The sequence below is a fragment of the Acinetobacter sp. YH12226 genome (genome assembly GCF_013417805.1).
GTDB lineage: Bacteria > Pseudomonadota > Gammaproteobacteria > Pseudomonadales > Moraxellaceae > Acinetobacter.
Genome location: NZ_VPDG01000014.1, coordinates 16,316 through 30,139 on the forward strand (window position 1 = coordinate 16,316; position 13,824 = coordinate 30,139).

8 protein-coding genes are annotated in these 13,824 nt (G+C 37.2%); 5 read left to right on the plus strand and 3 right to left on the minus strand.

The annotated features are described in order from the left end of the window. The first annotated feature begins 63 nt into the window (after positions 1–63). From FTV08_RS12500 to FTV08_RS12515, 4 genes are all read left to right on the plus strand, one after another. Complete coding sequence (locus tag FTV08_RS12500) at positions 64–585, plus strand: hypothetical protein (protein WP_078389065.1); 522 nt, start codon at positions 64–66, stop codon at positions 583–585. Positions 586–1,681: 1,096 nt separating this feature from the next. Next, the gene (locus tag FTV08_RS12505; protein ID WP_005028487.1) at positions 1,682–2,881 is read left to right on the plus strand and encodes a hypothetical protein; all 1,200 of its coding nucleotides are present in this window, start codon (positions 1,682–1,684) and stop codon (positions 2,879–2,881) included. Between the two features lie 68 nt (positions 2,882–2,949). After that, complete coding sequence (locus FTV08_RS12510) at positions 2,950–3,858, plus strand: hypothetical protein (protein WP_077170259.1); 909 nt, start codon at positions 2,950–2,952, stop codon at positions 3,856–3,858. A gap of 28 nt (positions 3,859–3,886) precedes the next feature. Continuing rightward, positions 3,887–5,554: a virulence-associated e family protein gene (locus FTV08_RS12515; RefSeq protein WP_227518626.1), complete on the plus strand. Its 1,668-nt coding sequence runs from the start codon at positions 3,887–3,889 to the stop codon at positions 5,552–5,554. Between the two features lie 144 nt (positions 5,555–5,698). Here FTV08_RS12515 and FTV08_RS12520 read toward each other — a convergent pair whose 3' ends face one another. Beyond that, a complete protein-coding gene (locus FTV08_RS12520; RefSeq protein WP_044112290.1) occupies positions 5,699–6,361 on the minus strand; it encodes a head GIN domain-containing protein in 663 nt (220 codons plus the stop codon). 297 nt (positions 6,362–6,658) lie between these two features. On the opposite strand from FTV08_RS12520, the gene FTV08_RS12525 reads away from it, so the two are divergent. Next, entirely contained in the window at positions 6,659–9,502 is a 2,844-nt protein-coding gene (locus FTV08_RS12525; protein ID WP_005028493.1) for a hypothetical protein, read from the plus strand. 52 nt (positions 9,503–9,554) lie between these two features. On the opposite strand, the gene FTV08_RS12530 is transcribed toward FTV08_RS12525, so the two are convergent. Beyond that, positions 9,555–12,242, minus strand: a complete 2,688-nt coding sequence (locus tag FTV08_RS12530; protein WP_024160886.1) for a DEAD/DEAH box helicase — start codon at positions 12,240–12,242, stop codon at positions 9,555–9,557. Positions 12,243–12,257: 15 nt separating this feature from the next. Continuing rightward, a complete protein-coding gene (locus tag FTV08_RS12535) occupies positions 12,258–13,793 on the minus strand; it encodes a site-specific DNA-methyltransferase (RefSeq protein WP_024160885.1) in 1,536 nt (511 codons plus the stop codon). Between the last annotated feature and the right edge of the window lie 31 nt (positions 13,794–13,824).

Sequence of the window (13,824 nt, forward strand, 5' to 3'; positions counted from 1 at the left end):
AAAAATATTATTTAACGAATTAATGTTGTACTATAAAGGTATCGTTTGTTTTAAGCTAAAACCATGATTAAAAAACTTATAGTTTTAAGCACCTCATTGTTAATCATCGGGTGTTCGTCTACGCCACAAGAGAAACGCTTAGATCAATACCTTGAAGATACGAAAACTGATGCAAAGGAACGTAGTATTGACTGGTATTACAAACATGATTACGAGCGTAGTAATGTTTTAAATATTTGTTATTCCATTTATATAGATTCTGCTAAGAAAGCTGGTTATTACAGCGATGATGTTAGTGATGGCCGAGAAAAGTATTTAGACGATAGCGTACAAAAAGAAATGTACGCCTCAAATGACGAATGCAATAAGGCATATAAGGCTCAGGATATTCTAGATAACTTTGTTGCAAGCAATAGCCTTCCACAAGAGTCTTATGAAGACAAGTTAGATCCACAACAAGAACCAAGTTCAACACCAGAAGTATCACCTGAAGTACCAGAAGTGTCACCTGAAGCACCAGCAAATGAACCAGTCGCCACAAAACCACCAACACTGGAGGAATTAACCAATGCGAATCCGCAATAATGCGCTCATATGCCCAGGCCAATTTTTGATTCGATCTGCATTCTTTTTGCCCTAGCCATTTTACCTATAATAATTATTGGTATTGGCATACAGCTCAAAGAGAATTACGAGCGTAAGAAGCTCACTCAAAGCTATATGGATCAGCACTAAAGAAATGCAATAGGCAATAAAAAAGCAGCGAAATCGCTGCTTTTTTTATTTCTAATGAAGTTTACGAATAGGTTGAGTATAGGGGGAATCTTCTACTCGATGCACATGCATTGAATTGGTAATGTTCATTAAAGGTGAATTACTAGCCACTGAATGAGTCGTTGATGCTTTATGTGTGCGGTAGTTATTCAAAAACTGATCTACTACTGGCACATTGTTAGGCAATATTCCGATTTCGCGGTTAGTAATTTTAATCGTTTCTATTTGGTCTACATGGCTCATAACTAAGTCCACTACAATGATTAAAACTATGAGCATAATTATAGCTTAAAATTGAAGAAATTCCATTTTGGGATTTAATATTTGGTTTTTTTATGCACAGGTTTTTGTGGATAGTAGTGGGTATAAATGGCTAAGTTGTTGATTATTTAAGCTTTTAACATTGATCAAAAATTAATCAAAATAACGAAAAATAGAGTAAAATATGGAGAAATATAGCAGAAGCTATAGAAGAAAAAACAGGAAATGTCAAAAAAAGGGCAAAAAAAAACTATTAGAACAATCTCAGTCTAATAGTTTATTAAATAGGGTAATATCCCTTGATTCGTAATATAACCGATCTCTAATAAGTTTTAAAGCTTTTTTAATCATATTCACGGAAATTCCACAAACTATTATCTCATGCTGAACAAAAGTAATGATTAAGCCCTATACTCAGCTCTACCCTGATATATTGCAGATTAGTTAAACTGTTGTTTAGAAATCGCAAACAATATGATGTTATATTTGAGCAAGGTTAGAATTATGTATGAAATGTGAATGCTTTAAAAACTGATATATATTATCAACTTTTTAGAGTTTTACGCCTTATAGAATACATACAACTTGTTAGAATGCCTTATACTAATTAGCCACCCTCACACACCTTTTATGGAAGACCAGTATAGTGAAAGATTCAATCTTTGCTGATGTTATATCAAAGTTGAATGCGGAAGTTTTTACGCAAAAAGCTGGTCGCTTATACCCTCCTGTCAGTCAATTATTGGCACTGGAGAAAAAGTTAGCATTATGTACAGCATCATTGGTTAAAAGCGAAGACATTCCAGACTATAAACAGCTAGAACGCCTGTTTTGGGATAACGTAAATCATACCTATGGCACTGGTTATTTTGCGGAGATTCCTAAGTGGGGTTCCAACATCTTTATCCCATTACAGGTATGGGAAAGTGTGTTACAGCCTTATGCATTGTTCTATAAAAATATGAACCCTGAGTTTAACTTTTATGACTTTGCATTTACGACTGCAGCGTTGAGCGCTTGGCGGTACAGCCAACCCGTGCTAAAGCTTGAAAATGATGTATATCGCACCCTATTGAATGATGAAAACGGTCGCTATGTCGATGGTCATTTGCTGAATTACTACTTTCAGTGGACCAACTTTATTCATACACCAGGTCTAGGACACAACGACAAACCTTTATATGGTTTTTTCGCGCATCAAAACGAAGTTTTGTTTAACGGAAACAACGTTAAAGTACTGATCATCGTGTTTTGCTATGAAGATACTGAAGCCAACATATCTGATGAAGATCCTTTAAGCTTAACCTCTAATTGGGGAGACTATGTGGTTTTAGAGTATCGCACGGATACTATTAAAACCATTAAAGATAGTTTGATTGGTACCAACCTTAAAGGTAGTCCTGAGCTATTAATCTTACTTGGTAAAATGCTTAGCTTATTTAATTTCTCTATTCATCCTAAAACTGACATCTACAATCACCGTGGCTACCTGATGCAACCCACGTATAACGATACGATTGATTCATTTCTCAATAGTTATAGAAAGCACAAAGGTATGCCAGTACGCCGTGGCGTAGGTAAATCACCCTCTAGCAATCAACGCCGTGAAGTCCTCTATCATGTCCACGCACCAAGTTGTCCACGCCTGTTTGATACTGGTCTGAACACTGGTTTTGTGTCGCGCATGCACAAGAGTAGCCATATCGCTAATGACCATTTTAATACACTACATTGGCTTAAAACTGATACTGGCTTAAAACTAATTTCAGGTAGTTTATATACTCAAGAAACCGAAACTAAACTTATTAAATCAATTCAAAATTACTTTTATGGTAATAATACTTAAAGGTTTTCATTCTTTTTTCCTTAAACCTGTTATATAATTTTAATACCCATTTCAATCAATGAAGTATTATGCGTTTCGAGTTCGATCCATCATTTATATCTCATGTTGCAGTACGATTAGATGGCACTTCCTTAAAATCATTTTTAGACAACCTTGGAAACGTATCTTTTCAAGAAGCTGAAAGTTATTTAAGCAATCTAATTAAAGGGAATTATGAGCAAGACGAGTTTACTGTTGGCTTGAAAGTTAAACCTAAAAACTACAATCAAACAGAATTATTGGGGCATCTTTATAAAAATAGTGCCTTTCAATCGGTTTCAACTGAAGTATCGGATCTCGACACCCAAAACATGCACAATGACATCGCTCAATTCGTTCAAAGCTATGCCAATGTTGCAGATCTTCAGTACAACAGTTATTTCTTGGACAAGCAGACGTTTAAGCATGAAAAAACGTTAGATAGCTATATCTTCACAGAATTAATGCTGCAGTTCACCAACAATAATACCGTGAAGTTTCGTGTGGACGGCGAATATGTCACAGTGATTAATGCTGAGCTAACCTCTAAATACATCTATTTTAACGACAACAAGAATAAGCGGATCTGTAAGTTTTTAAGTAAAAATATGCATCCAGCTTATTTAGAGTCATTCTTAGAGCAGATGCATATTATTAAAATTGATTCTGAGCAGTACTTTTATAATGCAGTCGTGAATAAAACAATAAGTTATGATGCTGACGTTAACGCCTTTATGGACCAATCCCAGAATTTTTTAAATACCCTTGTGAAAGGTTATAAAAAACTGATCTTAAACAACGTGCGATTTAATCTTTACGAATTCTTAGAAGACGACCTTGAAAGTGTCATCCTAAACCGTATCACTAAGGCATGGCATTACGCTCATGAAATCACGTTGCAAACTAACAACCCATCAAAATATGTAGTCGCTCAACCGCTGGTTATAAAATATTTATAAGTGAGTTTCTTTATTTATGAACCCCCTCATGATCAAGTATGGTATCGATATTGGTACGCTATCTAAAATATTTAGATCGCATCTTGAAAATGAGGGCATTGTATTTGATCGTGAGAGTGACTTTCAGCTTGAACGAAGCTCTAAACGTATTTACCTCAGAACCAATCACCACAATGACGCCACAAAAAATAAGAAAAAAACGGCCTGGTATCTCGTAGATCTAGATAACGCACGTATGTCTTATGGTTGGTTTCATGCTGGCGGTGCAAACTTCACTTACAGCTTGTATGAATACATTCAAGAAATGGATCTGCAACCTGGTGACACCGTATATACCAAGGAACAGCAAGAAGAAGATCTTAAACGCTTCTTAAACTCATGCAAAAGTGCTGAGAAGAACAAAAAAGACCAAGAGATATTGGCTCAAATCTATACGGGTTTTGAATGGGCCAGAAGCCTACCCTTGCCAAACCGTCCACACAACTACAATGTGAAAAAGCAGATTAGCTTCAGTCATGCTAGATTGTACAATCCAAGCAACTTCACTAAAAATGAGCTGATTGATTATGTCAGCCAGTACTACCCTCAACACAAGAACAACACCATTATTCTGAACCGTATTATTGATCTGCAACCAGATCTAGATCAACAGTCGCTACGTCAGAACAAGCTTTTAGTTGAGGGGCAAAACCTCAAAAATCAAATCATTTTCCTTCAGACCATCGCTGAACACAAAAACAAGCGTGGTGAAGATAAGTTTACATTACGTGGTGTACTTGCAAACGGCGCTTTCAAAATCTTATATAAAGATCCATTGGATGCATGGAACCAAGATCGGATAATCTTTTGTGAGGGCTACGCCACTGGTGAAGCAATTGCAGAATCAATTCAATACTCTATTCCAGTCATTGTCGTGTACGTGGCTGGCAACATCATGAATGTAGTACGTGATTTCCGTGCCGAATTCCCGTTTTCACGCTTCTATATTTTCAATGATAATGACCATAAAACAGCATTAGAAAGCAAAATAAAGCGCAATCCCGGTATCTATTACGCAACAGAAGCATGCCGAGCTGTAAACGCAGCCATGATTGGACCTGAATTTACTGAAGAACAGCTAGATCTAAGTGACTGGAACGATTTTAAATGTTTATACGGCGTTGATTACACGCGTGATGTTATACGTCATAAAATGCAAAATGCCGTGTGGACGACTGCAATTCAAAGCACGGTTAACCCGAACTACTCTATCAGTGCCCTATTCTTTGGCATCAAACAACAGTTGGATGATATAGGCCTCTATCCTGATAGCATGACCAAAAAGAATTGGTTTAGCTTGGTTTTACGCGCATACGCCTTACTGACTCAACAGGGATTTAGTCAGATCCACCCGATTGAGCTGGTCAAAGAACAATTTATTGAGATTCTTGGCCAGATTAGCAAGCAACCCCGTAAAGTCACTGGAGCTGAAGAACCAGAACTCCTTCAGGCCTACACAAAACTTGTAGAAATGATCGCACGTAATGATTCAACAACAGCACTGAATCAACAGATTATCACCGTGATTAACTTATACAAAAATGCAGATTATCCAATTGAAACATTAAAGGTTTGGCTCAAAGATATTTTGAGTAAATCGAACGATCCTGAATGGTCCGAAAACTTCATTAATAATATTTTTATTTCGATAATTTGAATGTCAAACATAGACCCCCAAAGGTAGCAAACTTTTGGGGTTTATTTTTCTCTAAACTTTCATTGAACTAGGTTTATCGATCTACTTAAGACAAATGTTTCCTGATCTAGTTCGGTTTAGTGTCTTACAACTAGGTTTATCGACCTATTTAAAACTAATTTGTCCTGAACCAGTTCGGTTTTGTGTCTTATGGATTGGGTTTCCATAAACTTTAACGTTGCCTGAGCCTGAAAGCTGTACTTGAGCTGAATTGATAGCTGTACAAAAGATATTGCCTGAACCAGATAGCGCCACTTCTAAATTGGTGCTTTTCAGTGGTAACGCATCAAAATTGCCTGATCCTTTCAAAGATAAGACACAGTGTTCAATGGTACCGTCTAAATCCATATTTCCAGATCCACTAATACTTGCGGTAAATTTATCTTCATTTAGATTTAAGATCTGGATATTGCCTGAACCTTTTAAATCAATAGCTTTTAAAGTTGGGTAAGTGATCGATACTTCTAACGGTGAACGAGTACTAAAACTCACATTGTCCTGAATAGCTAAAACCAATACACCACCCTGAAAAGTAGCACTAATAAGATCCACAATATTATCGTCTGCAGTAATTTCCATTTTAGAATCACTTGAAGCAAAAAACTTCAGACTCATTGGACCTTTCATACAGATTTCGTTAAATGGGCTTACAGGTACTTGCTTAGTCACTCGTTTTCCACTTCCAACGATTTGATGGTTTGAACCTGAACTGTATACATTGGCGTTGCCATTGATTACAACAGAACCCGAAAAAAACTGTTTTGACATATAAACCTCAAATTAATAAAAGTAATTTAACCCTAAATAAGTGGTCACTCATAACCTATTTATTGTCTGTAAATTATAACATTGAGGGCTTAAATCTTTTTTATTAAAATAATAAATTAAAACTTTTAATTTTTCTTTAAACCTTTATTAGACATAGCTTATATTAAAGATTAAACAGAAATGTTTTTAGAATCGGTATATACTAAAAGTATAAATTTTCTTAAGCATATGATTAATAGTCCTATGCAACCTGGGTAGCACATTGCACCTGAATATATATTAGAAATTGGAATTGTTATGGCTGAGAAAGTACCGAGCGCCCGACATAATTGTGATTTAAATACGATGTTTCAGTTTTTCCAAGAAGAACTGGAGCGAAACTACGGATTCGTATTCAAGTCATCTGGTAAATATCAATTCGTGACCGTATTTGATGAAAAAGTGCCTTGCCTCACCGAATCAGATAACCCTAGTAAATCAAGTAGCAACAATGTCAAACCACGAGGGATGTATTGGATCTATCCAAACATGAACCGTGATACTGGTGAATACTGGCCAGTGCTCAAAGGACACCGCTTTGGTGTAACTGACATTGAAATCTCAATTGCTTTTGCTGACCACTATAAGAACGTAATCAAGCCTCAACGAGATTCAAACCCTAACTACAAACCACCAAGCAAAGAAGATGTTGATCGCCGTGTACGTGAGTTTGAAGAAGCTCAAAAGAAGCATCTACTTCAACAAGAAAAAGAGCTCTTAGCTGCACAAATCGCTATCCGTATTGAGTGGCAACGTGCTGGTAAAGTTATTGACGATTCATTTTTTAATAATAAAACTGGAAGCATTCAGACCTTTAAACGCGACATTCGACAAATGCCGTATATGGTTGAAAAGAACCTAGAGCCATACGGCGCTAAAATCATGCGTAAAGATAACTTTACCCGTGATGAAGCCATTGAAGCAGTAAAGCGTGAACTTCCTGAATCAGCCACCAATCAACAGCTTCTCGTTGAAACAGTAGAGAATGTATTAGCGTATCAAAAGCATTTTATCAACTTTGAACCTGAGCTTGAGGGCGAAAAGAAAAAAGGCTTTGATTTACGTAAAAGCAGAGCTGTCATTCTTGCACCGTTAATTGACACCAATAACAAAGTCGTCAATTTACAGCGTATCACCCACCATCGCCAAAAAAAGCGCAACAAAGAAACCAACAAGCTTGAAGAAGTACTGCATAAGGGCAAGTACTTTTTTGATAAAGCCAAAACGAAAGATGCATTCTTGCCTGTTAGCAAAAATCCTGATGTTGGCTATGAAGTCTTTAACCCAAATGCAAAGAACTATTTGATCAAGGAGGGTTGGGCAACAGCGATCAGCGCACGTAAGGCGTTGGATGCTGGTTTAGAGCTTGGTTTATTGGGTGAGGGTTTTACTGCAGAAAACACACAAGTTTTAGCGTCATACAGTAAATCCAATATCTCAAGTGTTGCTGAGCTTATCCGCAGCATCAATCCTGAAGCCAATATATTTGTTGGTTATGATAACGATGCTGGCCAAACGCTTGAGTCTGGTTTGAATCCTGGCTTACAAGAAGCTTGTCACAACTTTTCATTAAGTGGTGTGTTAGGTGATGTGAGCAAACATGAAAATACACGTATCACCCTACCCCCAGTTTTCCAAAATAAATTATCTGTTTCTGATTGGGATGATGCTCGTCAATATTTAGGTGTTGAACGTTTAGCTGCAGAGTTGGCAAAAGAACTAAATAACGCCGTCAAACGTATAGACAACAAGATCCCTGAAGTTGCGTATGCAATTAACCGCTACAACCGTCAACGCGAAGCTTATGCAGCCAAGTTCCCTAATAAAGAATACCAACCGAATTACGGCATTGTGATTGCACAATCAGATGAAAAATATCTGGAATTGCAGAACATACGAGCTAAAAACCAAGCAAATATTGAAAATTACAACGCAAATATTGAAAAGCGTAAACAAGATCTATCAAAAGCTAACTATGATGGACCAGCTGGTACAGGTAGCACGAAATCCTATGCAAAACCAAAGTACCAACCGCCGTCATTTGATAAAGCATTTGATGATAAATCAACTCCAACCGCTACGGCACCTGTATCTTCGCCCGTCATGACTCTTGAGGGCATTAAGTCTTATATGGAGATCCTTTCTGAAATTGATGTCACCAAAGTTCAAAATGATGTTTTGAAAGTTGTAGCTACTGCAGATGGCCATCAAAAGATTAAAGCCGGTGATATTGAATTCGAGAAAATGGGTGCCAAAGAACCAACCACTAGCACAAACCCAAGTATGGATAGCATGCAAAATACCAAAGTACATATTGATGTATCCAAGGACATCAACAAAGATACAGTTAAATTGCAGAGTGTGGATCGTTCGACCATTCCCGAACAAAACCTTCAGCAAGGTATCGATCATCATAGCTACGCTAAGTCAGCTATCTTTACCGCTTTTTGGCTTCATTCAGCAGAAATGTATAAAGCTAGAAAGTTAATTCATGAAGCTGGTATTAGTAATGCCGATGTTGAGGGTTCAATTGCTGTCGCTGAAGATAAGCTCAATAAAGCTCAGGAAGAAGTTTCTAAGAAGCGGTCGTATCCTGAACTTTTTGTGATTAGTGCGTCTGATAGCGAATACCGTGCGTCAATCATGAAAGTTTTATCTGATTTAGAGGCTGCACATCCAGAGTGGCAGAATCTCAAAACATTTAGAGAAAATCTTACTGATAGGACCATTGCATTTGATCAATTGAATCTGGATACATTGAAGATCAAAAACAAAGTAGTGCATTTGATTGTCAGTAATGTGACCAATGATCAAAACTATCAAAAGGTTCAAGAAAGCCTCACCACCCTTTTAGATACATCGAACAGCTTGTCTTTGGACCGTCAACAAAAGTTCAATCTTGTGAACGGTCTAAGTAAAACATTAAACAACATGGCCAAACTGTTAGATGAACCACCAGTCTTCCAAAGACTGAACGATTTCTTTACTCGTTTTGAAAAGCGTGTAGATGATCTCGTTCTAGGTGATGGTCTAAAGCTGTATGGTATAGAACCGCAAAATTTAAACAAAACTAACGAACGTGGACAGTCGTTCGATATGTAAAAGCAGATATGAAAAAGCCCCGAATATCGGGGCTTTTTTAGTGGGTATATATCTATTTTGCTAAAGCATGGTTAATTTGATCTTCCAAACTACGTCCGTTTTTATCTAGTTTTGTCGCCATAAGAAAAATACGCTTACCCTGGCTATCTTTAGCCCACTGTCTACCAATAGCATCTTTAACTCTCGCATCATCGGCACTATCTAAGTGACTACCTTTATACTCAAGAACGAATATAGATCCATCATCCAACTCAGCAACAAAGTCTGGATAAAAATAGTCCTTACCAGTAGGCAACCAAAATGATGTTTGTGGCTGTTTCGGTATATTTCGGACCCAATATTTTACTCGAGAGTGCCATTCAAGTAGTTGAGCACATCGAAACTCTTCCGAAAGGCTACCACCTTCAGTTTTTTCTCTTAGGTCGTCAATTTGAGCATAGAAGTGTTTTTCAAACTTGCATCCACCACGATAAGGTTTCTTTACAGGATACTTGCCTGGTTCAAACTTAAATGTATTTTCAGGTTGAGGCTGATTGGCCACTTGGAATTGACTAAACAAATCGCCTTGGAAAGCCTGTTGACGCGCCAACTCAAATAACCGATCCAATTCTTTTGTGATGGCTAGGGATAGTTGGAACTGAGCACGATGTAATTGTGTAAGAGTAAAGTTTTTTACGTGAAGCAAATAACTTAACAGTTTTGTTAAATATGCTCTTAGCTGAACTTGCGTTACCCCTTGTCTACTTACTTTGCGATCAAGCCAATTAATAAGATCGGTTTCAGTAACCAGAGTCGGCATATTAGAAAATTGAGCTTGTTGATTCTGAAGTAACGCATAATTGAGTTTTTGTTCATCTATATTAAGATCAATCTCAAAACTATTGACGGTTTCTTTGATAGAAAAACCTTCAAGTTGTATAGGGAAATCTAATAGATTCCATTCTATAGAGTCTTCTATTGTTTCCTTATCTGCAATTTGCCACATACCATCCACGAACAAACCTAGTTGTGGAATTGATGCGAAAGAAGCATTCCAGTTTTCAGGTGCTTGATATGCCTGGCGTTCAGCACGAGCTTCATTAAAGACTTCCTGAACCTTTTCAAGTTGTTTAGGCGGAGTCTGATCAATTACGGCCTTTTCAATCTTATCAAAAGTTTCATTAGTCGTACCTTTATTGATAATCAAAGAGGTACCTTGGCTATTTTCTCTTGTCTGAATTGCTTGCTTAAGTTCTTCGGATAGGGTTTCTGGCTTTACTTCAAACGGGACAGAGATCATAGTTTCAGGGATCTTTTGTTTCGTTGCTGTACCATCGCCTCCAAGCCCAAGATTGTACTGAGGTTTAGCGACAATTGTTGCATCAGCCTCCCACTTCTCAAACCCCATATTTTGAATCATGCGATCTTTAAGTAACATCGTAGCTTGTGCAATAGAACTCGAAATGACATGAGCATACGCTTTATTTAACTCGTCATTTTGACGCAGTTTAGCGTATGGCATCCGTAAAACACGGCCTAATAATTGCTCAACATCAGTTGCAGAATTTATGTTTTGCAAACTTGCTAACACGTATGCAAAAGAACAATCCCAACCTTCCTTTAATGCCTCTACAGTGATTACAATCTTGACTTTGCTTTTAGGGCTAAATAGATTTTCATCTTCAAGCTCTTTGGTACCACCAGTAGAAATAGCAATCCAGTCGTTAGTAATATTTTCATATTCACTTAATAAATGTTCTTTAACAACATTTACATTAGCATCACCATTTTTATCCTGAGCTTGTATTAGCAATATTGGTCGGATATATTCCCTTTCATTTTGTGCCAGTACTTCTAGTTTCTGGCGTTGTATTAGCGCATCGCGAATACAATCTTGCCAACTACCAGTATGTTCAGTCAGAACTACAGGAAGTTTAATCATCTCTTCTGATTTTAATTCTGCTGCCGATACTGAATAAAGCACATTATTGTCTTTTGGAGTAGCTGTAAGCTCAATCAAACAACTTGGATTCAACGTTTTTAATGTAGTAAAAAACGTTTTACCACCCCGGTTCTTATGAGCTTCATCGACAATGATGATCGGTCTATGTAAATGAAAAAAGTTAACCAAGGAATGCTTTACACGGCCTATATCACGTTGCGTTAGAAATGTTTGATATTTCAAAGTATCTTCTGATACTCGATCCATGCCTTCAGTTTGGAAGTCAGTAAGGCTCGTAAAATGTTCACTTAATGATTCATCAAATGCATAAGCATTGCGTTGATAAGTCTTTTCCTTGTCGATATTGAACGCTTGAATCGTTGTCACAATCACAATGCATGATTGATTCACATCATGCTTGTTCAAAGTTTGTAGACTTTCAATGTCACATACTTTGATGCGATCGCCGTAATACCCTTGTAATGCTTTTCTATATGGATGTGTAGCATCAGATAACGCCAAAAGTGTTTGTTGGCGAATCATATCTGTTGGTACAAGCCATAGTACAATTGGAGAATCTGTATTTACGTAGTTACGCGCAGCAATCGCAATACTATGTGAAGCAAGTACGGTTTTACCCCCTCCAGTTGGTACGCGTAGACATACACTAGGAATTCCATCTAAGCGATCATTATATTTAATGTCTTCACCGACACACTTATTAAAAGCTTTTTCAGCACCTAATGAGGCAGCTAAAGTTAGGTAGTTCTCTAAAGATTGTAAAGACTGGCTTTGATAGTTTTTTAATTGAAAAGTCATGAGGAACCTTACGTATTAATTGCCATATAACGAATATGGAATCTGTTTAAACTCAATATTTAATTCATCTAATTTGGTTTTACCTAGTCGTGATGCTTCACCAATAATCACACGCTTACCTTCACTGGTATGGCAATCATTGAGGAAGTTTAATATAGAATGTGTGAGTACATTCCCACTATTAGGCCGTCTATCACCTAAAATGCCGTTATATAGTAAGAAATAAGATACGCCGTCATGAACACCTAAGAATGGACTCTCAAGGCTTACAGCACTATTGAATGCTGATTTAGTTTCGAGCCACCAAATATAACTAGCTAGGTCCATAAACTTAACATCAGAATTTAAAAATCCCTGATCATCAAAAACGGCGTTGCCTAGTTTATAAAAACTAAAACCTCCACCACCTTGCCACTCCACGGATTTAGATATGCCACCTTGCTCACCTTCAATGACTTTTTCTAAACGCGGGATAACGTGAGTTTGAGCATGATCACCCATTTCGATACCAATGTAGTGTCTTTCCATTTTGTGAGCTACAGCGGCGGTAGTCGCTGAACCTAAAAATGAATCAAGAACCATATCCCCTTTATTTGTCGCAATATAGAGTATTTTTTCCATCAATCTTTCAGGTTTTGGGCTAGAGAATGTTTCATCTTTTCCATACAAAAGTTGACTTTCTTTTTTTGCCTCATCGGTATGTCCATGATCTTCATGGTTCCACCAAGTCCAAGGCACTACACCTTTAACTTCAGATAAGTATCTAATAATATTAGGTTGTGAATCACCATTTTTACCAAAATATATTCGCCCTTCTTCTAACAATCTATCATATGTTGCTCTTGAAACACCCCAACACCTTCCCTCTGGAGGTCTGAAAGATTTACCTGATGGGCTCACAATTTCATAAAATTGCTCTGGTGTAGCATGTCCAGCTTGCGCTGTCATAGGAATACCACGCCATCTGCCTTTAGGATCATTATTTGGGTTTTTATATACTTTTGCTTGCGTTTCATTCATAGGAACTAGATTACGAACTTTTTTAAACTCCATTGAGTTTTTAGCATATACAAGCAAGTGGTCGTGAGCATCTCCAATAGCTTCACGGTTTTCTCTCGAATATCTTTTTTGCCATACGATGTTTGCTACAAAGTTTTTTCTTCCAAAGATTTCGTCACACATGACCTTTAAATAATGTGATTCGTTATCATCAAGAGTAATCCAAATAGAACCATCTTCAGTTAAAAGCTCCTTTAGTAATTGCAAACGTGGATACATCATTGTAAGCCATTGAGCGTGTTCTAATTTATCATCATAGTGCTCAAAAGCTGATTGACTGTTATACGGTGGATCAATAAAAACACATTTAACCTTACCGCCATATAAAGGTAGTAAAGATTTTAAGATTTGTAGATTATCACCCTGAATAATAAGGTTTTCTTTGGCTGTATCGGTATCACCAAATGATTTCTGGAATTTTAAAAGATGGAATGGAACTTGGCTTGCTGTTTCTTCGGCTTGGTTACGATTAACCCAATCGAGTAAAGGCATAAAAATCACAATTATAGGTTTAAATTAATAA

What these genes read in the sequence shown, in the direction of transcription:
- FTV08_RS12500 (WP_078389065.1), top strand. Translation starts at nt 64, where the DNA reads ATGATTAAAAAACTTATAGTTTTAAGCACCTCATTGTTAATCATCGGG.
- FTV08_RS12535 (WP_024160885.1), bottom strand. Translation starts at nt 13,793, where the DNA reads ATGCCTTTACTCGATTGGGTTAATCGTAACCAAGCCGAAGAAACAGCA.
- FTV08_RS12530 (WP_024160886.1), bottom strand. Translation starts at nt 12,242, where the DNA reads ATGACTTTTCAATTAAAAAACTATCAAAGCCAGTCTTTACAATCTTTA.
- FTV08_RS12520 (WP_044112290.1), bottom strand. Translation starts at nt 6,361, where the DNA reads ATGTCAAAACAGTTTTTTTCGGGTTCTGTTGTAATCAATGGCAACGCC.
- FTV08_RS12525 (WP_005028493.1), top strand. Translation starts at nt 6,659, where the DNA reads ATGGCTGAGAAAGTACCGAGCGCCCGACATAATTGTGATTTAAATACG.
- FTV08_RS12515 (WP_227518626.1), top strand. Translation starts at nt 3,887, where the DNA reads ATGATCAAGTATGGTATCGATATTGGTACGCTATCTAAAATATTTAGA.
- FTV08_RS12510 (WP_077170259.1), top strand. Translation starts at nt 2,950, where the DNA reads ATGCGTTTCGAGTTCGATCCATCATTTATATCTCATGTTGCAGTACGA.